Raw genomic sequence first — 21206 nt, 5'->3', positions numbered from 1 at the left:
TAGAGTGATTACTGGTCAGCTTCTACCAGTTGTTCATGATAGGAAATTGGACCATCTGTAAATTCCACCTGTCCATTCAATAATTCAACGACTGCTGTTTTAAATGCAGTAACTTCTGTTTCTACAATCAAACAGTGAACCGTGACTTTGTCTGTGTAGATCGTTTCTTTTATAGGAATATGTTTCAACTCAAGCATATTTTCTAATTTACCTAATTGCGGATAGGTGATATGGACAGCTATTTCTTGCTGTTGTGTTCCTTCCACGATCCCGATTTCAATTAGTGCGTGAGAAACAGCCTGTGTATAGGCACGAATCAAACCACCGGTACCCAATTTTGTCCCACCAAAATAGCGTGTGACGACAGCGACCACATTGATCAATTCATTTTTTTTAAGTACTTCCAGCATTGGGACACCTGCCGTACCACTAGGCTCACCGTCATCACTACTGCGTTGAATTTCATTTTTTTCACCGAGAACGAAAGCACTACAGTTATGGTTTGCTTTCCAATGTTCTTTTTTCATTGCCTGAATAAACGCTTTAGCTTCTGCTTCCGTTTCAATTCGTTTCATAGAGCAAATAAAACGAGATTTTTTGACTTCGATTTCTGCTTGACCGTCTGCTTGGATGGTTCTATAACTATTCAGCGTGATGCTTCCTCCTTACAAGTAGTTGATAATAGTCAAAGTATAATGAATTATTCCTTTAGTTTCAACACTTATAATACTTGAGTAATGAAGAGAGTCTATGGGATAATAGAAGAAAGAAAGGTGAGATGGGGATGAAAGAACGCATAAAAAAATATGACGCCATCACCCAATATTTAAAAAATAACGGGGGATCACAGGTTACTTTAACATTTACACAGATCGACGAACTTCTTTTTCCAAGTTATGGGCTCCCTAAATCAGCTAGACAAAGCACTGATTGGTGGGCAAATGATTATAAGCACCCAGAAAAAGGAGCATATGGCTGGATCAATGCTGGCTACGAGGTTGTGGTGATCAATTTAAAAAAAGAATATGTTGTGTTCAATCAATTAGTTAAATCGAGTTGGCTATTCGACTGATAAGAAAACGTTGACATTATCTTGCTTTTTTGTATAATAATCACACAAGTAAAAAAAAGAAATCGTTTGCAAAAGTTGAAAGAATGGAGAGAGTAAAATGACTAAAAAAACAATCATGCTCGTATGTTCTGCTGGGATGAGTACCAGTTTACTTGTAACAAAAATGCAAAAAGCTGCTGAAGAACAAGGAATTGATACGGATATTTTTGCCGTATCAGCTTCTGATGCCGATAATCAGCTAGCTTCTAAAGAAGTTGATGTTTTGCTGTTGGGACCACAAGTCCGCTTCATGAAGGCTGATTTTGAAAAACGTCTAGAACCAAAAGGAATCCCATTAGATATTATCAATATGGCAGATTATGGTTTGATGAATGGCGAAAAAGTATTACAACAAGCCATCCATTTAATTGAAAACAAATAAAGGACAGAGCATACTAAGATGTTCATATCGGAAACAAGCTGAAAAATCCAGCGAATAGGTCGCCTATTCAAGGATTTTTCGGCTTATTTTTTATACTAACCGCTTCAAATAACCATTCATTCTCAAATTTTTTTGAAGAATGGACTGATGTAGCGTATCTTCTTTTAGGGGATTAGATGAAAAAAAGTAGTTTATGCAGTTTATATGGCAGACGATTACTTACGAGAGACTTGAGAGAATGGACAGAGAGTTTTGAACAGATTCGCTATCAGAAACTAGCTGCCATTCATCTACAAGGAAATTGGTTAACATGTAATCGATGCAGCATGCGAACAAAAATAGGTAAATCAGAGCAAAAGCAACCAATCATCTTTTGTCCTGTTTGTCTTTTTTTAGGTCGTTGTGACAACACACAAGAATTATTTTTATTTGAACAACCTGAGTTGCCGAAAAGAAATGTCTGTTTTACTTGGACAGGAAAGTTAACGCCAACTCAACAAGCGATTTCTACGAACTTGGTCACTGATGTCTCGGGAAAACAGCACATGATTTGGGCTGTGACAGGAGCGGGAAAGACTGAGATGCTTTATGAAAAGGTCATAAAAACGTTAGAAAAAGGTGGACGAGTCGCATTAGTTTCACCTAGGGTTGATGTGTGCAACGAACTTTACCTACGTTTTTGTGGCGTTTTTCCAGAAGAAGACATTGTCCTGCTTCATGGAAAAAAGAAAGAAGCCTATCGCTTTAGTCCATTCGTGATTGCGACTACGCATCAGCTGTATCGTTTTTATCAGACGTTTGATCTGTTAGTCGTCGATGAGGTGGATGCGTTCCCTTTTGCAGGAGATCCTGGGTTAGCTTATGCTGTTGAAACTGCAATTAAACCAAAAGGAACATTTATCTATTTAAGTGCGACACCTAATGAGCAGCTACTGAAAAAAATCCGTTCAACCTTTTTGATCCATCAATTGCCACTTCGCTTTCATCAACGGTTATTGCCTGAACCACATTTGTTTTTTTGGAATGACTGGCCGAATAAATGTTTGAAAGAAAAAAAACTTCGACCACTTTTGAAGTGTCTAAACATGCTGCTCCAACAAAATCATGTCTTATTATTTTGTCCGTCGATTGCCTTGATGAATCGATTAGCCTCACTGTTAAAGCGTTGTTTACCCATGTACCGTATTACCGATGCATCCGCAAAAGATCCAAACCGTTCAGAAAAAGTTCAGCAAATGAGAAAGCAACAATATGATGTGTTACTTACTACAATGATTTTGGAACGTGGGGTAACATTTGCAAATGTGTCAGTGATCGTGTTAGGCGCTGATCACCGTGTTTTTACTAAATCTTCCCTTGTACAAATCGCTGGTCGAGCCGATCGAAAGGGAGATTTTACCAATAGCCAAGTCTATTTTTTCTATGAAGAACTGACAAAAGCTATCAAATTAGCCTGTCGTGAGATCAAAGAAATGAATCGTCAGGGAAAAAAGCAGCTTGCTATGAAAAATAGTGAGCCTAGAGGAGAAAAAACACATGAATCGTTGTAGTTATTGTCAAAAACAAGTCATCCGAAATTTGAAGATCAGCGAGATTCTTGGATTGGGAAAGATTCTTCCTCAGATTTGTGAGGACTGTTCAAATTTGTTTCGTCCGATAAATAAACAGCAAAGCTGTCGAACTTGCCAGAAAGAACTGCCTGGTGATATTACGTATTGTGAAGATTGTATCGCCTGGAAAAACGCCTATCCCAATTATGATTTCAGTCATCATGCTTGTTTTTACTATGATTCAGCCTTCAAAGAATGGTTAAAGCGCTATAAATTTATGGGAGATGTCCGACTGGCAGGTACATTTGCTAAACAGTTGCAAATAATACAACAAGAATTTAGCGATTATCAAATCTGTCCAATCCCACTAGCAACTGCTCGTTTAAAAGAACGTGGGTTTAATTAGGTCATTGAAATGTTGAGAGTAGCTAAAATACCTTATAGTCAACTGCTGACTCGCTCTGATCATTCACTTCCACAATCCCAAAAAACACGTCAGGAACGTTTAAAAACTACCCAACCTTTCAAATTAGCTGTTGTTCCAACGATCATCAAAGGGAAAAAAGTATTGTTGGTAGACGATGTCTATACGACGGGGCAAACCCTTTTTCATGCTGCTTCTTGTTTATTGCCACATGCTCCTGAAAAAATCCGCACCTTTTCGCTAGCTCGATAAATAAATGAAAAACGAATGTCCTTGATAGCGATTTAGTTTGCAAATGGATTAGAGTTCGATATAATGGTAGTAAGAAGAGGGAAAGAGTGGTCCTTCTCCTTCTTGATTGTGGTAGACGAAAGGGGTAATTTTTATGTTTAGATACAATGTACGCGGTGAAAATATCGAAGTAACTGAAGTGATTCGTGACTACGTTGAGAAAAAAGTAGGAAAACTTGAACGCTATTTCAGTGATGCACCCGATGCTACAGCACATGTAAATTTAAAAGTTTATACTGAAAAAACAGCGAAAGTGGAAGTAACTATTCCATTACCTTATCTTGTATTGCGTGCCGAAGAAACATCACCTGATCTTTATGCAAGTATTGATTTGGTAGTTGACAAATTGGAACGACAAATCCGCAAATTCAAAACAAAAATTAACCGTAAATCTCGCGAAACCGGTATGAACACAGCCGATGCAGCGGTATTATTCAATAACGAAGCTGACGATGCCGATCATGAAAATGATTCTGAATTAGACATTGTCCGCACGAAACGTTTATCACTGAAACCAATGGACAGTGAAGAGGCTGTTCTACAAATGAACATGCTTGGTCATAATTTCTTTATTTTTGAAGATGCAGAAACCAATGGTACAAGTATCGTTTACCGTCGTAAAGATGGCAAATACGGTTTGATTGAAACCGACTGATAAATAACAATTAGAAAAAGCAGTAAAAAGCTTGTGGCAAACCCTTCACGGTTTGCCACAGCTTCTTTTTTGTCTACGTCAGAAATTGTGAATTAATTGTGAATATATTACATTAATTGTGTTAAGATATTTCAATTATCTAGAACTAATGATAAAATAGAAACTAGAATCTACATAATCTGGATAATATATGTAAAAAGGAGATTATACAACGCATGGCCAATTTTATTCGTTCGATTATCGAAAATGATAAAAAAGAACTAAAACGTTTAGATCGTATTGCTAAAAAAGTAGAAGATCATGCTGACGAAATGGCAGCATTAACAGATGAACAATTACAAGCAAAAACAGCTGAGTTTAAAGCTCGCTATCAAAAAGGGGAAACTTTAGATCAATTATTACCGGAAGCCTTTGCGGTAGTTCGTGAAGCTGCCAAACGAGTGTTGGGACTTTATCCTTACCATGTACAATTGATGGGGGGGATCGTTCTTCACGATGGAAATATCCCAGAGATGCGTACTGGTGAAGGGAAAACTTTAACAGCGACAATGCCGGTTTATTTGAATGCATTGACGGGAGAAGGCGTTCACGTCGTTACTGTCAATGAATACCTGGCTACTCGTGACTCCTCTGAAATGGGCGAATTATATAACTTTTTAGGTTTAACAGTTGGCTTGAATATCAATTCAAAATCAGCGGACGAAAAACGAGATGCTTACAATTGTGATATTACCTATAGTACCAATAATGAATTAGGTTTCGACTATCTAAGAGACAACATGGTCGTTTATCGTCATCAAATGGTTCAAAGACCATTGAATTATGCGATTGTCGATGAAGTCGATTCGATCTTGATCGATGAAGCAAGAACACCGTTGATTATTTCAGGTCAAGCTGAAAAATCAACAGCTTTATATACAAGAACAGATAATTTTGTGAAACGTTTGAAAGAAGAAGAAGATTATAAAATCGATGTGCAATCGAAAACAATCAGCTTGACTGAAGCAGGGATCGAGAAAGCCGAAGAAACATTTGGCTTAGAAAATCTATATGATATTGAAAATACTGCCTTAACCCACCATCTGGATCAAGCATTGCGTGCCAACTATATCATGATCTTGGATATTGACTATGTGGTCCAAGATGGAAAAGTCTTGATCGTTGACCAATTTACTGGTCGTATCATGGATGGACGCCGCTACTCTGATGGATTACATCAGGCGATTGAAGCAAAAGAAGGCGTAGAGATCGAAGACGAAACGAAGACGATGGCGACAATCACGTTCCAGAACTATTTCCGAATGTATAAGAAACTGTCAGGTATGACTGGTACAGCAAAAACAGAAGAAGAAGAGTTTCGGGAAATCTATAATATTCAAGTTTGTCAAATCCCAACAAATCGTCCAGTCATTCGTGACGACCGACCTGATTTGTTATATCCAACATTGACTAGCAAGTTCCAAGCGGTGGTGCAAGACATCAAAGAACGTTACCGCAAAGGACAACCTGTTCTTGTCGGAACGGTAGCAGTGGAAACTTCAGAATTATTGTCTGATATGTTGAATCGTGAACGTATCCCACATGAAGTATTGAATGCAAAAAACCACTTCAAAGAAGCGGAGATCATCATGAATGCTGGTCAAAAAGGTGCGGTGACGATTGCAACGAATATGGCTGGACGTGGTACAGATATCAAGTTGGGACTTGGTGTCAGAGAACTAGGCGGACTAGCTGTTATCGGGACAGAACGTCATGAATCACGTCGTATCGATAATCAATTACGTGGTAGGGCTGGACGTCAAGGAGACCCAGGGATGTCTCAATTCTATCTTTCATTGGAAGATGATCTGATGAAACGATTTGGTTCTGAACGGATCAAAGCATTCTTAGATCGCATGAAAATCGGTGAAGAGGATGCAGTGATCCAAAGTAAGATGCTGACAAAACAAGTGGAATCAGCACAAAAACGTGTCGAAGGAAATAACTACGATACTCGTAAAAATGTCTTACAATACGATGATGTAATGCGAGAACAACGCGAAGTTATCTACAAACAACGTCAAGAAGTCATCATGGAAGAAACAAGTTTGTCTAAACCAATGATGAATATGATCAAACGTACGATCAGTCGGGTAGTAGATGCACACACACAACTAGAAAAAGACAACTGGAACCTTGAAGGAATCGTTGATTTTGCAGGTAGTACATTAGTCCATGAAGATAGCATCTCAATCGATGACCTTAAAGGGAAAGAACCGCAACAGATCAAAGAATATTTAAATGAGTTAGCACAAGAAGTATTTAATACGAAAGCTAACCAGCTCAACGGACCTGAACAATTACTAGAATTTGAAAAAGTAGTCATTCTACGAGTAGTGGATTCGAAATGGACCGATCATATCGATGCTATGGATCAATTACGCCAATCAATCGGTCTTAGAGCATATGGACAAAACAATCCATTGGTTGAGTATCAAACAGAAGGATACAAGATGTTTGAAGAGATGGTTGGAGCGATCGAATATGAAGTGACTCGTCTCTTTATGAAAGCTGAGATTCGTCAAAATGTTCAACGGGAGCAAGTGTCAACCGGCGAAGCAGTTCAACCAACTACCGGTGATGCAAAAGAAAATAGCAACACAAGTGCCAAAAAACAACCGGTTCACGTGAACAAAGTAGGCAGAAATGATCCTTGTCCATGTGGTAGCGGGAAAAAATATAAAAACTGTCATGGAAAAGATGAGAACTAATTTTTGACAGCTAGCAGATAAGATTGGTGAGATCGGTTCTTTTTGATTAAGAATCGACTCACCTTCTTTCTGTTATGAAGCGTTTCTGTTAAACTAAAGTGGTTGAATAAAACATAAAATAATGTAGATAGAAAGAGGGAAGTTTATGGAGATTTCAGAAATCCGTAACTTATTAGCTGAGATGGAAGAAAAGGTCACAAGTTTCAGGAGGTCTCTTTGACTTAGATCGGTTGGAAGAAGACATCGCTGAAGCTGAAGCCAAAATGGCAGAGCCTGGTTTTTGGGATGATAGCGAAGCAGCACAAAAAGTGATCAATGAAAACAACACAAATAAAGAAACGTATGATCAATTCAATGCGTTAGCTGAAGAATTAGAAGAGTTAGCCCTAATGGTAGAAATGTTGCAAGAAGAACCAGATGCTCAAATGCAACAAGAAGCAGAAGATAGAATCCAACTATTAGACGAAAAAATGAAGACGTATGAATTAGCCATGCTTTTAGATGGTCCATATGATCGCAACCATGCAATCGTCGAACTTCATCCTGGAGCAGGGGGTACAGAATCCCAAGACTGGGGAAGTATGTTGTTACGCATGTATACACGTTGGGCAGAACAACATGGCTACCAAGTGGAAACATTGGATTACCAAGCAGGGGATGAAGCAGGAATAAAAAGTGTGACTTTACTGATCAAAGGGCATAATGCATATGGCTATTTAAAATCGGAAAAAGGTGTCCACCGTCTTGTTCGGATCTCCCCATTTGATTCAGCCAAACGGCGCCACACTTCGTTTTGTTCGGTCGATGTGATGCCAGAACTAGATGAAACGATTGATGTTGCCATCAACCCAGATGACTTGAAGATCGATACGTACCGAGCAAGCGGTGCCGGAGGACAACATATCAATAAAACAGAGTCTGCCGTTCGGATCACTCATCTTCCAACAGGAACGGTCGTAGCTAGTCAAGCGCAGCGTTCACAATTAAAAAACCGAGAACAAGCAATGAGCATGTTGAAAGCGAAGTTGTATCAACTTGAGGTTGAAAAGAAAGAACAAGAAGCTGCAGCATTGCGTGGGGAGCAAAAAGAAATTGGTTGGGGTTCACAAATTCGTTCCTATGTCTTCCATCCATATTCAATGGTAAAAGATCACCGGACAAACGTAGAAACTGGTAATGTTCAAGCTGTAATGGATGGCGATTTAGACTTATTTATTGACGGATATTTAAAAATGCACCTCTAAATAGTTGACTTTAATTGAAATAAAATTGTAAGATTTTGAAAGCAAGATGAAACATTACCATGCTATAATGGTGAGAGACTGAGAAAAGATATGGAGAGAACGCCATGATTGAAATGAAGGATGTCATGAAAAAGTACTCAAATGGTACGACTGCAATCCGAAATTTATCGGTTGTTATCGATCAAGGAGAGTTCGTTTATGTAGTTGGTCCATCAGGGGCTGGGAAATCTACATTCATCAAATTGATGTATCGAGAAGAAAAAGCGTCAAAAGGAACCTTAAATGTTGCTGGTCATGATTTAATGGCAATCAAAAACAAAGATGTTCCTTACTTACGCAGAGAAATCGGGGTAGTTTTCCAAGACTACAAACTGTTGCCGAGAAAAACAGTTTACGAAAATGTCGCTTATGCGATGCAAGTAATCGGTAGAAAACCACGAGATATCAAAAAACGTGTGATGGAAGTGTTAGATCTTGTTGGATTGAAACATAAAGTGCGTGTTTTTCCAAGTGAGTTATCTGGTGGGGAACAGCAACGGGTATCGATTGCCCGTGCAATCGTAAATACGCCGAAAGTATTGATTGCTGACGAACCTACAGGAAATCTAGATCCGGAGAATTCTTGGGAGATCATGAAGTTATTGGACCGAATCAATGCTCAAGGGACAACGGTCGTTATGGCAACCCATAACAGTACGATCGTGAATACAATTCGTCATCGAGTGATCGCCATCGAAAATGGACGAATCATACGTGACCAAGCGGAAGGGGAATATGGATACGATGATTAGAACCTTTTTCCGACATTTATTAGAGAGTATCAAGAGTTTAAAGCGTAACGGCTGGATGACTGTCGCTTCAGTGAGTGCCGTGACGATCACATTAACATTAGTTGGGGTATTCATGGCTGTGATCATGAATGCAACGAAACTAGCCGAAGATATCGAAGGCAACGTAGATGTTTCTGTTTTCGTTGATATTGGCACGAATGAAAAAGATATGAAGAATCTTGAAAAACAATTAAAAGAGATTGATCACGTCAAAAGTGTCAAATTCTCAAGTAAAGACCAAGAGTTGAAAAAGATCCAGGATGCTATGGGGAATTCATGGAGTTTATTTGAAGGAGATAACAACCCGTTATATGATGTTTATGTCGTTCAAACGTCAGAACCTTCTTATACGAAACAAGTATCTCAAGAAGCCGGAAAATTAGCGAATGTTTCTCGCGCGGATTACGGTGGAACGTCTTCAGATAAAATTCTTAAGCTTGCAGGAACCGTTCGAACATGGGGCTTAGCTGCAGCAGCATTATTATTGTTTATTGCAATGTTTTTGATTTCAAATACAATCAGAATCACGATCTTATCTCGCCAAAAAGAAATTCAAATCATGCGATTAGTTGGTGCCAAAAACGGCTACATTCGTTGGCCATTCTTTTTAGAAGGTGGCTGGATTGGTTTGATCGGTGCAATTATTCCGGTATTGCTGATTACATTTGGGTACCAAGAAGTATTCCGAATGCTTAACCCTTCATTATTGCGCTCCCACTATTCCTTGATCCAACCACAGGATATCGTGTGGAAAATCAACGCTTTGATGGCTGGGATCGGAATCATTATCGGTTCATTAGGATCAATTATTTCGATGAGAAGATTCTTGAAGTTTTAATTCATTTCCATCGTTTCACCATATGAAAGGATGGAACGAGTTGTTTCAAGAAGATCCAACAACTTTAAAGTTTAAATGGATGATTCAATGAATCAGCAGACAGAAATTCATTTTTCTGTCTGCTTTTTTAGTTGAGATTGGGACAAAACTCGTCTCAGTCTCTTCTAGTATCTCTAAAAACGAATAAACGGCGTTCAAGAAGCAACTCCTCAACAATAAGCGATGATTTTCTAAAATATGAGGAGCTATTTTAAAAAATCCTCTCTTATTCGCTCGGAGCTAAACGCTTCTTTCACGACCTCTTGTTCACGGTGAGACAAAAGCAGCATCTTCGGAAAATTTGCCGAAATTTACCAAAAATTTGAGAAGCACCAAGTAGATAACAATCAACATCAAAAACTAGTTTTTGTGTTTCTTGTCAATTTTCGGAAATTCCTTCTTATTTCTTGATGCTAAACACTTTTGTCTCAATCTCTTTGTAAAACGCTATCATTTTTTGTCTCATAATATAAAATAAAAAAATAATATCAAGTAATGATCAATAGGAGGTCATATTGGTACAGCAGTAGGTATTTTAATTCATTGAGATCATTATCTGTCTGATACTTTCACTTTACTTTAAAAAACATCTCGGCTATTCTTAAGTAGGTGTAAAAGTGAAGAGGTGAGCCATGAGAGTAGTTGTTGATAATTTTTTTACGATCATCCTAATTGCGAATATCTTATTATCAATTGTCATTGTTTTTCGTGAACGAAAAGAAACCGCTCAGACATGGGCATGGTTGTTAGTATTAATGTTTATTCCGATTGTCGGTTTTCTTTTATATATCTTTTTTGGCAGAGGTATTTCACAAGACAAGATCTTTGATTTGAAGATCCAAGGGAAAATCGGGAAGAACTTGGAAATTGAAGAAGACAAACAAGCCTTGATGCGAGGACTTTATCCGCATCCACCAACAGGACAAGTTGATGTCAAGCAACTAATCTATATGCTGACAGTGTTTGAAAGTACATTGTACACAACTGGAAATGAAGTGACTTTATTTACGGATGGACGAGAAAAATTTGATGCATTGATTGAAGACATCAAGCAGGCAAAAGATCATATCCATCTACAATATTATATTTATCGGGGCGATGCTCTGGGTAAGGAAGTGCGTGACGCGCTGACTGAAGCAGCTCAAAGAGGGGTTAAAGTCCGTGTATTATTAGATGCTTGGGGGTCTACCCAAGTAAATGCAAAATTTTTCCACGAATTACAGGTAGCTGGTGGTGAAGTCGCTTTTTTCTTTCCACTATTTGTCCCTTATATCAATCCACGAATCAATTATCGAAACCATCGCAAAATCGTTGTTATCGATGGGAAAATTGGTTATACTGGTGGATTCAATGTAGGAAACGAATATTTAGGAGAAGTTTCAAAGTTTGGTTATTGGCGAGACAATCATTTGCGAATCTATGGGGAAGCAGTTTATACGCTACAAAATCGTTTCTTGATGGATTGGAACTCGCAGCACGTGAAAGAAGTCAGCTATGCACCAAAATTTTTCCCAAAAATTGATTCTGTAGGCACTTTAGCACTTCAAATCGTCACAAGTGGCCCAGATTCTGAGCATGAACAAATCAAATTGACTTATTTAAAAATGATTTCATTAGCAAAAAAAGAAATATTGATTCAAACGCCTTACTATATCCCAGATGAATCCATTCATGAAGCATTGAAATTAGCCTTGCTTTCTGGTGTCAAAGTTCAGATTCAGATTCCCAATAAACCTGATCATCCGTTAGTCTATTGGGCAACTTATTCTTTTGCAGCAGAACTAATCGAATATGGTGCAGTGATCGAAACCTATGAAAATGGGTTTATCCATGCTAAGACCATGATCATTGACAGTGGAATAGTTTCAATTGGTTCAGCAAATATTGATGTCCGTTCATTCAAATTAGACTTTGAAGTGAATGCGTTGATCTATGATGAAGGAATGGCGACTCACGTAAGAAAAGCTTTCTTTGCTGATTCAAGAAAGTCACAACTGTTAACCAAAGAACGCTATGAAAATCGAGGATTTATCATCAAATTAAAAGAAGGTTTGGCACGATTGATCTCGCCATTATTATAATTGCTACTTCCAGCTAATCAAAAAGGACATGAGGGAGGCGTCTAAGACGTCAGCTCATGTCCTTTTTCTGTCGGGGCCATTTCTGTAAACTGTCAGAAATGGAGAAAGCGTCTCACAGGAACAAAACTAACTTTGGGGTACTTCTTGTTTTTGGGGAAAGCAAGAAATAAGTTAGATAATGTTTGATAAAGAGACACATTTCAAAGCCAGTATAGCATAGAATAACCTAATGAGATAGTGTTTTTTTATTAATAATCATTATTTTTGTTATTTTATAATTTTAATTCGTTTTCAAGTATTTTGTTAAATGTTAAAATGAACTTACTTTAGGACTGAAGGAGATTTCTAAATGAAAAAATTAAAATTACTTTTACCAATAATAGGATTAACTATTCTTTTATCAGGTTGTTCAAAATGGATCGATCGAGGAGAATCCATTACAGCTGTCGGGTCTTCCGCATTGCAACCATTAGTTGAAACAGTCGCTGAATCTTTTCAGGCTGCAAACCCTGGGAAATTCATCAATGTCCAAGGTGGAGGAAGTGGAACTGGATTATCTCAAGTCCAATCTGGAGCAGTAGATATCGGGAATTCTGATTTATTTGCGGAGGAAAAATCTGGAATCGATGCATCTGCTTTAGTTGATCATCGAGTGGCTGTAGTTGGGATCACACCGATCGTTAACAAGGAAGTGGGCGTTAAAGACATCTCAATGGAAAACTTACGGAAGTTATTTACGGGTGAAATCACCAACTGGAAAGAACTTGGCGGGAAAGACCAACCAGTGGTTATTTTAAATCGTGCATCAGGAAGTGGGACACGTAGTACTTTTGAAAAATGGGTCCTTGATGGAGAAACGGCGATTCGTGCGCAAGAACAAGATTCAAGCGGAATGGTGCGACAAATCGTTGCAGATACTCCAGGAGCAATTAGTTATGTCGCTTTCTCATATGTAACCAACGATGTGGCTACTTTGAGTATTGATGGTGTAGAGCCAACCGATGACAACGTTACGACCAATAAATGGATCATTTGGGCTTATGAACATATGTATACAAAAAATCAACCAAAACAGTTAACGAAAGAGTTTTTAAACTACATGCTATCAGAAGAAGTTCAAAATAATATCGTAGGTGAATTAGGTTATATTCCGGTTTCACGTATGCAAGTAGAACGTGATTGGGAAGGAAATATTGTAAAATAATCATCTTTACACAATCTTTACAAACTTCGCATAAATTTTACATGTTATTAAACTCAAATTGATGTTCGCTTTGTACACTGTATAAGTATGTTAAACCTTACTGGGGGGGAATCATCTGTGGAAGATGTGAAAAAAGTATTATTAACAAAATCAAAACGTTCAAAAATGGAGCAGCGTGGTAAATTCATCAGCTTCTTATGTATCGCCTTGATCGTTCTAGTAGTAGTAGCCATTTTTTATTTTGTTGCAAGTAAAGGATTAGCGACCTTTTTCGTTGATAAGATCAACGTATTTGATTTCTTGTTTGGAACGAATTGGAATCCTGGACAAATTGGTGCAGATGGTAAACCGATGGTCGGGGCATTACCAATGATCGCTGGTTCGTTTATCGTTACTTTTTTATCTGCGATCATCGCGACACCTTTTGCCATCGGTGCAGCGGTCTTCATGACAGAGATATCTCCAAAAAATGGCACAAAAATCTTGCAACCAGTCATTGAACTATTAGTTGGCATTCCATCTGTTGTTTATGGTTTTATTGGATTATCAGTCATCGTACCATTTATCCGAAACATTTTTGGCGGAACTGGTTTTGGTATTTTAGCTGGGACATTTGTTTTGTTTGTCATGATCTTACCAACTGTGACGACTATGACAGTCGATGCCTTAAAAGCTGTGCCGCGTCATTATCGTGAAGCATCATTAGCTTTAGGAGCTACACGTTGGCAAACGATCTATAAAGTCGTTTTACGAGCTGCTGTACCGGGAATCTTGACAGCCGTTGTATTTGGTATGGCACGTGCATTTGGTGAAGCATTAGCGATCCAAATGGTCATCGGGAATGCTGCCTTGATGCCAACAGGATTAACAACTCCTGCTTCAACATTGACGTCGATTTTAACAATGGGGATCGGAAATACGATCATGGGAACAATTGAAAACAACGTGTTATGGTCATTAGCTTTGATCTTGCTATTGATGTCATTAATCTTTAATATCGTGATCCGAATGATTGGTAAGAAAGGGGCATTGAAATAATGAACGCAAAACGCTCTGATAAAATCGCAACAGGAGTCCTTTATGCAATATCGGGAATTATTGTATTGATCTTAGCTGCGTTACTTTTATATATTTTAGTTCGAGGAATTCCTCATATCTCTTGGTCATTTTTAACTGAACCATCAAAAGCCTATCAAGTAGGTGGCGGAATCGGTATCCAATTATTTAACTCGATTTATTTATTATTGATCACGATGATCATTAGTTTTCCGCTTTCTTTAGGAGCCGGTATTTACCTTTCTGAATATGCTGGTAAAAACTGGTTGACTGATGTTATCCGTACTTCAATTGAAATATTAAGCTCATTACCATCTGTAGTTGTTGGTTTGTTTGGCTTTTTAGTTTTTGTTATCCAATTCCAGTATGGCTTCTCCATTATCTCTGGGGCACTAGCTTTAACAGTTTTTAACTTACCTCTATTGACAAGAACGGTAGAAGAATCTTTACAAGCGGTGCATTACACACAGCGTGAGGCAGGGCTTGCATTAGGTTTGTCACGTTGGGAAACAGTAATTCGTGTAGTTGTACCTGAGGCAACTCCAGGGATTTTAACAGGAGTCATTTTAAGCTCAGGGAGAATTTTTGGGGAAGCAGCAGCTTTGATCTATACAGCTGGGCAAAGCGCGCCTGCACTTGATTTCTCAAACTGGAATCCATTGAGTGTCTCTAGTCCAATCAGTATTTTCCGTCAAGCTGAAACACTAGCTGTTCATATTTGGAAAATCAATACGGAAGGAACGATGCCAGATGGTGTATCAGTATCTGCTGGAGCATCAGCGGTCTTAATTATCGCAGTATTACTATTCAATTTTGGTGCTCGTGCGATTGGTAAACGTTTATACCGGAAAATGACTTCAGCTTAAGGAGAAGAAGTAAGATGAAAGAATATAATTGGAATGAAAGAAATATTATCACAATGGGTCAAGAAAAAGAAATTGCCCTTTATACAGATGATCTTCATGTTTGGTACGGTGACAACGAAGCGATCAAAGGTGTTGATCTGGAATTTGAAAAGAATAAGATCACAGCTTTAATCGGTCCTTCTGGCTGTGGGAAGTCAACTTATTTACGTTCGTTGAATCGGATGAATGATGGGATCGCAAATACTAAGGTGACTGGTAAAATCATGTACAAAGATGTCGATATCAATGCACCACAAATTGATGTCTATGAGATGCGTAAGCGAATCGGAATGGTTTTCCAACGACCAAATCCATTTAGTAAATCAATCTATGAAAATATCACGTTTGCATTGAAGCAACATGGCGAAAAGAACAAGAAGAAATTAGATGAGATCGTTGAGACCAGCTTGAAACAAGCCGCATTATGGGATCAAGTAAAAGATAGCCTGGATAAAAGTGCTTTAGCCTTGTCAGGTGGTCAACAACAACGTTTATGTATTGCACGTGCGATTGCGATGAAACCGGATATCTTGTTATTAGATGAACCAGCCAGCGCACTTGATCCGATTTCTACTGGGACAGTGGAAGAAACATTAGTGAATCTAAAAGATGATTACACGATCATCATTGTGACCCATAACATGCAACAAGCAGCTCGTATCAGTGACTATACTGCCTTTTTCTACTTAGGAAAAGCGATCGAATACGATAAAACGAATAAGATATTTACTAGACCAAAAATTAAAGCGACCGAAGATTATGTATCGGGTCATTTTGGGTAAGACGGAGGATTCGTTATGACAAAAGAAATTATCTCATCAAAAGATCTTCACTTATATTATGGAAAAAAAGAAGCGTTAAAAGGAATCGATCTAAGCTTCAATCAAGGCGAAATCACAGCGATGATTGGTCCTTCTGGCTGTGGTAAATCAACTTATCTACGCTCATTGAATCGAATGAATGATTTGATACCGAGTGTGACGATCACTGGAAGTGTCCTGTATAAAGGAAAAGATATCTATGGCCCTAAAACGGACATTGTTGAATTGCGTAAAGAAATTGGAATGGTCTTCCAACAACCAAATCCTTTTCCCTTTTCGATTTACGAAAATGTGATCTATGGGTTAAAACTAAAAGGCGAAAAAGATAAAAAAGTCCTTGATCAAGTAGTCGAAGAAAGTTTAAAGGCTGCATCTGTGTGGGATGATGTCAAAGACAAACTGCATAAAAGTGCCTTATCCTTATCAGGTGGTCAACAACAACGGGTATGCATTGCAAGAGTGTTAGCCGTCAATCCAGAAATTATTTTGTTAGATGAGCCAACTAGTGCGCTTGATCCTGTTTCTACTGGGAAAATCGAAAGCATGCTCTTGGAATTAAAGGAAAGATATACTATGATTATAGTTACGCATAATATGTCACAAGCTTCACGGATTTCTGATAAAACAGCCTTTTTCTTAGATGGGAATTTAATTGAGTTCAATGATACGAAAAAAATCTTTATGACTCCAGAAAAACAAGAAACGGAAGACTATATCTCAGGGCGATTTGGATAAGGAGGAAACGAAATGTTACGTACACAGTTTGAAGAAGAACTACTTAACCTTCATAATCAATTTTATGAGATGGGGATGATGGTAAGTAGTGCAGTGCATAAATCAGTTCGTTCTTATATCAAACATGATAAAGCACTTGCTCAAGAAGTGATCGAAAATGATATTAAAATCAACGACATGGAAACACGTTTAGAGAAAAAAAGTTTTGAAATGATTGCTTTGCAACAACCAGTGACTACAGACTTACGGATGATTATTACCGTGATGAAAGCTAGTTCTGATTTGGAACGAATGGCAGATCATGCGGTTTCAGTTGCCAAATCAACGATCCGTGTGAAAGGTCAAACCAGAATCCCAGAGATCGAAAAAGAAATCTCTGATATGTCTGATTATGTCAAAAAAATGGTGGACAATGTGTTGGTTGCTTACGTCAAAACGGATGAAAAAGATGCTCGAACGATCGCAAATATGGATCAACGGGTCAATGATTATTTCAATCGCATCTACAATGCAACGATCAAAAATATGCAGTCTGATCCAGAAACAGTCATCAGTGGGACAGATTATCTAAATGTTGCCAGCTACTTAGAACGGATTGGCGATTATGTAACGAATATTTGTGAATGGATCGTGTATCTAGCTACAGGAAAAATCACCGAATTAAACTCAAATCATAACGAAATTTTCTAACTCTTGAAGATTGGAAAGTAACGATCAACGTGTGAGTTATAAGAAATAAGCCGAAAAATTCCAAAATAGGAAATATCCTAGGAATTCTTCGGTTTTTTTGTAACTTGAAGACTTAGAGTGAATATTGCTGACTTCTCTGAGAGAAAAAGGTCAAGACTAATTGTCATTTGTATAATCGAAATTCAGCGACTAGTCTTTGTTTTTTCAACTCGTTCAATTATAATAAGAGCATAGAGATGAAAAGGAGTGAAAGAAGATGAAATTTGTTGAGCAAGATTTTGCTTATTATGAGCGGACAATCAAAAGAATGTATCAAAGTTATTATTGAAAGCGAATTCTAATCTTAGCATTCGTACTCGTGATTGTTCTGGCTTATACAGGCATCTTTCAGGAACATTTGCTTTATAATGTTTTACTGATGATAATCATTGCTGGGGGAGGTATTTATCTTTATCTGCAAAAACAAAAATTTCCAGAGGTCTATCAAAAATATCTAGAGATAAATCAACCAGAAGCAAAAATCGTTAAGATCCAAGAAGCAGAGTATAGCTATAATGATCTTGAAGACAAGAGTGTCAGGATTAACAAAACTGGTATGCGTAATTTGCCGTCAAGGAATAAACAGTATACATTGATGGTTGGATTCTCCAAGTCCTTTTTTCCGCGTGAACCACTTCAAATTGTTTATTATGATATGCTTGAACTAACCTATGAAGAAAAGTTTCGTTTGAAGCGAAACGGCTATCATTCAATGCCACGTTTTTTGCGTCGGTTTACATTTAGTAATTTAAAAGAAAGTATTGGTAATATGGGACGTTTTATTGTCGGAAATATATTTTTACTAGTTATCCTGTTTCGTGTTATACGCTATTTATGGTCATTTATCCAATTGCTTTTTTAATATCCATAATATTCATACATAATTCATAAAAAAATAGAAAACAATATTTCTTGCCATAAAAAGGGAAAGAAATATTGTTTTTAAAGCATTATTGGCTGGTTCAATGGGAAGTAAATCGTTCAGTAACTCAAGTTGGAGAAAAAGTTACAACTTAAGTCCTATGACTTTTTCTTCCATTCCGTGCATAATATGAATGTAAGGAAAAGCTTGCAAACTATATTTGCTTAAGGAGGCAATTTCCATGAAAGAAAGAGAACGTATTTTAGACTTAGTTAAAAAAGGGATCCTTTCCACTGAAGAGGGCTTAGATTTATTAGAAAGCATGGCAACTGAGAAAGATGAAAAGCAAATCGCAAAAGAAGCAGATAAAGTAACTGCTAGTCATAAAGAAAAAGATCAAGCAACTCAATTGATCGATGAATTGGAAAATGGCACATCAGAAGAAATCCATTTTAATGCCGATCCAAAACAAAATGAAAAAGAAGATCAAGAAAATTTGGAACGTATCTTAGATGAGTTAGCAACACAAGCAAATCAAACGTCGGCTCATTTAGACGAAGTGAATGAAAAGTTAGCACAAAATAAAGCGGCACGCAATGACAAACAGGAAACATTGATGCAGCTGAATACCAAAGAAGAATTGGATGAACTAACAGAAGATGAGCTTCTCCAAAGAAAGACTCTTGAATCTGAGATCAAGGAATTAGAAGCTGCGAGTGAACAATTAACAGAAGAACAATTGAAACTAGAAGCAGAATTAAAAGATATTCGCAAAAACCAATGGACAGAAAAGAAAGAAACAATTGCTGATAAATTTGAGTTACCAGATGACTGGAAAGAACAAGCCAACGATACATTGAACCAAGTTGGAGAAAAAATGTCTGAAGCTGGTTCTCAGCTAGGCAAGTTTTTGCGGAAGACATTCCAAACGGTATCGGAAACAGTTAATGAAAACATGGAATGGAAAGATGTCAATCTCCGTGTACCAGGTATCGCAACGACAAAATTTGAACACGAATTTTATTATGAAGCACCTGCAGCAAGTATTCTTGATATCAAAGCTGCAAACGGAAATGTCACATTGAAAACTTGGGAAAGTGAAGATGTGAAAGTTGAAGCTAAAATCAAATTATACGGTAAAATGAATGCAGAACCATTCGAGGCATTCTTAGAACGTAGTCAAATTGAAGTCAATGATGAGCATGTCTCATTCCAAATTCCAAATAAACGTGTACGTGCGGATCTAGTCTTTTATTTACCAAAACGAGTATATGACCATACAGCAATCAAATTGTTAAATGGGAATATTACGATTAACGACTTAGAAGGTAAAGATGTGTACACCAAATCGACAAATGGAAATATCGTCATTCAAAAATTACAAGCAACCATGCTTGAAATTGAAGGCGTTAATGGGAATATCGATGTTCAATCAGGTGCAATCTTAGATTCGATCATCGAAACAGTGAATGGTACGGTCACTGTAGGAACAACCCCTGAAAATCTTTCCGTTTCTCTCGTTAATGGGGATGTACGGTTGACAATGAAAGAAGAACATTTGAAAAAAATTGAAGCAAGTTCAGTCAATGGCAATGTCAAAGTAGCTTTACCAACAGGAATTGGCATGGAAGGTAATGCGAAAACAAGTTTAGGCAGCATCAACAGCCGCCTGACTGATTATGAAGTAATCCGTGAAAAAAAAGAACGGACCAATCAATTACTACAGTTCCGTCGTCTCTCTGAAAATGAAGTAGCTAGAATCCAATTATCGACTACGACTGGTAGTATTTATTTAAAAGATACGGATCAATAAAGTAATCAACCGGTGAGTTAGCTTATTCTAACAATCGAAAGCAGGATTGATAAGTGGGATGTACGTTCACTATTAAACGATGATACTTGGTCATTCGTTCCTTTAACGAGGAAAAGCAAAAATCTTTGGAGAAAAAGTGTAGTGAGAATGAACAGTTTATCTATTGTCACACTCTTTTTCTTCCATTAAAATGAATAGAACAGAGGTGAAAGTAAAATGAAAAGAAAATTGACAAAATCAAATAAAAATATTGTTTTGACTGGTACATTAGCTGGGATTGCAGAATATCTTGGAATTGATCCAACGGTAGTTCGTGTGATCTATGTATTCCTAAGCTTAGTGGCATTTGGAAGTCCAGTTATCTTATATATTTTATTGGCTTTGCTCATCCCTTCTGGACGAAACAAACAGACTCGTTATGGGCATGAAAACCAATATTATCAAAATAATAATTATCATCATGAACAAACAAAAAAACGTAAAGAGGCGGAAAAGGTCAATGATGACGAATGGAGTGACTTCTAATGTCTTATCTTCAGCGCCTCATCGTGAATACGTTGACGTTCATCTCTCTGGCAGTGATTTTTCCGACGATGATTTATGTAGATAGTATTTGGACAGCTATTTTAGCAAGTTTCGTATTGTCCATCTTGAATATGTTCATTAAACCTATTCTAACAATTTTATCACTACCATTCACTTTAGTGACACTGGGCTTGTTCACATTTGTCATCAATGCGGCAATCTTGAAGATGACTTCCTTTTTTGTTGGAGCATCTAATTTTAATTTTGCTTCCTTTGGTTCAGCTTTTTTGATTGCTGTGATCATGTCAGTGGTGAATATGATTGTCAGTGAACACAATAGTAGAAGGTAAACGTGAACAAT

The 21206-nt window shown here is 37.6% G+C and carries 20 protein-coding genes and 1 pseudogene; 20 read left to right on the top strand and 1 reads right to left on the bottom strand.

What is annotated here, in order from left to right; translation table 11 throughout:
- Positions 1 to 8: 8 nt before the first annotated feature.
- Complete coding sequence (locus AB3I42_RS12190; protein WP_025480523.1) at positions 9 to 650, bottom strand: YigZ family protein; 642 nt, start codon at positions 648 to 650, stop codon at positions 9 to 11.
- 134 nt (positions 651 to 784) lie between these two features.
- On the opposite strand from AB3I42_RS12190, the gene AB3I42_RS12185 reads away from it, so the two are divergent.
- The 20 genes and pseudogenes from AB3I42_RS12185 to AB3I42_RS12090 all read left to right on the top strand — a co-directional run bounded on the left by AB3I42_RS12185 (position 785) and on the right by AB3I42_RS12090 (position 21195).
- Positions 785 to 1072, top strand: coding sequence for a hypothetical protein (locus AB3I42_RS12185; protein ID WP_010718578.1), 288 nt, complete (start codon positions 785 to 787; stop codon positions 1070 to 1072).
- 97 nt (positions 1073 to 1169) lie between these two features.
- Entirely contained in the window at positions 1170 to 1493 is a 324-nt protein-coding gene (locus AB3I42_RS12180; RefSeq protein ID WP_010718577.1) for a PTS sugar transporter subunit IIB, read from the top strand.
- Positions 1494 to 1669: 176 nt separating this feature from the next.
- Positions 1670 to 3043, top strand: a complete 1374-nt coding sequence (locus AB3I42_RS12175; RefSeq protein ID WP_010737974.1) for a DEAD/DEAH box helicase — start codon at positions 1670 to 1672, stop codon at positions 3041 to 3043.
- A pseudogene (locus AB3I42_RS12170) lies at positions 3030 to 3719 on the top strand (ComF family protein). The gene AB3I42_RS12175 and the pseudogene AB3I42_RS12170 overlap by 14 nt, the downstream one beginning before the upstream one ends.
- 133 nt (positions 3720 to 3852) lie before the next feature.
- Positions 3853 to 4413, top strand: a complete 561-nt coding sequence (gene raiA, locus AB3I42_RS12165) for a ribosome-associated translation inhibitor RaiA (protein WP_368022523.1) — start codon at positions 3853 to 3855, stop codon at positions 4411 to 4413.
- 215 nt (positions 4414 to 4628) lie between these two features.
- A complete protein-coding gene (gene secA, locus AB3I42_RS12160; RefSeq protein ID WP_010718571.1) occupies positions 4629 to 7163 on the top strand; it encodes a preprotein translocase subunit SecA in 2535 nt (844 codons plus the stop codon).
- Positions 7164 to 7308: 145 nt separating this feature from the next.
- A protein-coding gene (gene prfB / locus AB3I42_RS12155; protein ID WP_178243920.1) for a peptide chain release factor 2 occupies positions 7309 to 8407 on the top strand; the annotation gives its coding sequence in 2 pieces (ribosomal slippage) (positions 7309 to 7380 and positions 7382 to 8407; 1098 coding nt in all).
- A gap of 104 nt (positions 8408 to 8511) precedes the next feature.
- On the top strand, positions 8512 to 9198 hold the full coding sequence (ftsE, locus tag AB3I42_RS12150) for a cell division ATP-binding protein FtsE (RefSeq protein WP_010718569.1): 687 nt from the start codon (positions 8512 to 8514) through the stop codon (positions 9196 to 9198).
- Positions 9191 to 10075 (top strand): permease-like cell division protein FtsX, encoded by an 885-nt coding sequence (gene ftsX, locus AB3I42_RS12145; protein WP_277985448.1) that lies wholly within the window; start codon positions 9191 to 9193, stop codon positions 10073 to 10075. The genes ftsE and ftsX overlap by 8 nt, the downstream gene beginning before the upstream one ends.
- Before the next feature lie 671 nt (positions 10076 to 10746).
- Positions 10747 to 12195, top strand: coding sequence for a cardiolipin synthase (gene cls, locus AB3I42_RS12140; RefSeq protein ID WP_010718567.1), 1449 nt, complete (start codon positions 10747 to 10749; stop codon positions 12193 to 12195).
- Between the two features lie 349 nt (positions 12196 to 12544).
- Positions 12545 to 13399: a phosphate ABC transporter substrate-binding protein PstS gene (locus AB3I42_RS12135; protein ID WP_010718566.1), complete on the top strand. Its 855-nt coding sequence runs from the start codon at positions 12545 to 12547 to the stop codon at positions 13397 to 13399.
- 117 nt (positions 13400 to 13516) lie between these two features.
- Positions 13517 to 14437, top strand: coding sequence for a phosphate ABC transporter permease subunit PstC (gene pstC, locus AB3I42_RS12130; RefSeq protein WP_010718565.1), 921 nt, complete (start codon positions 13517 to 13519; stop codon positions 14435 to 14437).
- A complete protein-coding gene (gene pstA / locus AB3I42_RS12125) occupies positions 14437 to 15321 on the top strand; it encodes a phosphate ABC transporter permease PstA (RefSeq protein WP_010718564.1) in 885 nt (294 codons plus the stop codon). The genes pstC and pstA overlap by 1 nt, the downstream gene beginning before the upstream one ends.
- A 14-nt stretch (positions 15322 to 15335) precedes the next feature.
- Positions 15336 to 16142, top strand: coding sequence for a phosphate ABC transporter ATP-binding protein PstB (pstB, locus tag AB3I42_RS12120; RefSeq protein WP_010718563.1), 807 nt, complete (start codon positions 15336 to 15338; stop codon positions 16140 to 16142).
- A 15-nt stretch (positions 16143 to 16157) separates the two neighbouring features.
- The gene (pstB, locus tag AB3I42_RS12115) at positions 16158 to 16916 is read left to right on the top strand and encodes a phosphate ABC transporter ATP-binding protein PstB (RefSeq protein WP_010718562.1); all 759 of its coding nucleotides are present in this window, start codon (positions 16158 to 16160) and stop codon (positions 16914 to 16916) included.
- Between the two features lie 12 nt (positions 16917 to 16928).
- Positions 16929 to 17606: a phosphate signaling complex protein PhoU gene (phoU, locus tag AB3I42_RS12110; RefSeq protein ID WP_010718561.1), complete on the top strand. Its 678-nt coding sequence runs from the start codon at positions 16929 to 16931 to the stop codon at positions 17604 to 17606.
- 358 nt (positions 17607 to 17964) lie between these two features.
- Positions 17965 to 18507: a hypothetical protein gene (locus tag AB3I42_RS12105; RefSeq protein WP_014834518.1), complete on the top strand. Its 543-nt coding sequence runs from the start codon at positions 17965 to 17967 to the stop codon at positions 18505 to 18507.
- A gap of 241 nt (positions 18508 to 18748) precedes the next feature.
- Complete coding sequence (gene liaX, locus AB3I42_RS12100; protein ID WP_010737970.1) at positions 18749 to 20320, top strand: daptomycin-sensing surface protein LiaX; 1572 nt, start codon at positions 18749 to 18751, stop codon at positions 20318 to 20320.
- A 216-nt stretch (positions 20321 to 20536) separates the two neighbouring features.
- On the top strand, positions 20537 to 20845 hold the full coding sequence (locus AB3I42_RS12095) for a PspC domain-containing protein (protein WP_010718558.1): 309 nt from the start codon (positions 20537 to 20539) through the stop codon (positions 20843 to 20845).
- On the top strand, positions 20845 to 21195 hold the full coding sequence (locus AB3I42_RS12090; RefSeq protein ID WP_010737969.1) for a phage holin family protein: 351 nt from the start codon (positions 20845 to 20847) through the stop codon (positions 21193 to 21195). The genes AB3I42_RS12095 and AB3I42_RS12090 overlap by 1 nt, the downstream gene beginning before the upstream one ends.
- The last annotated feature ends 11 nt before the right edge of the window (positions 21196 to 21206 follow it).

Origin of the sequence: Enterococcus sp. C53, assembly GCF_040887425.1 — a bacterium.
In the GTDB taxonomy this organism is placed as follows: Bacteria; Bacillota; Bacilli; order Lactobacillales; family Enterococcaceae; genus Enterococcus_B; species Enterococcus_B hirae.
Note: the sequence above shows the minus strand (reverse complement) of the source record. Positions and strands in the feature narration are given on the sequence as shown.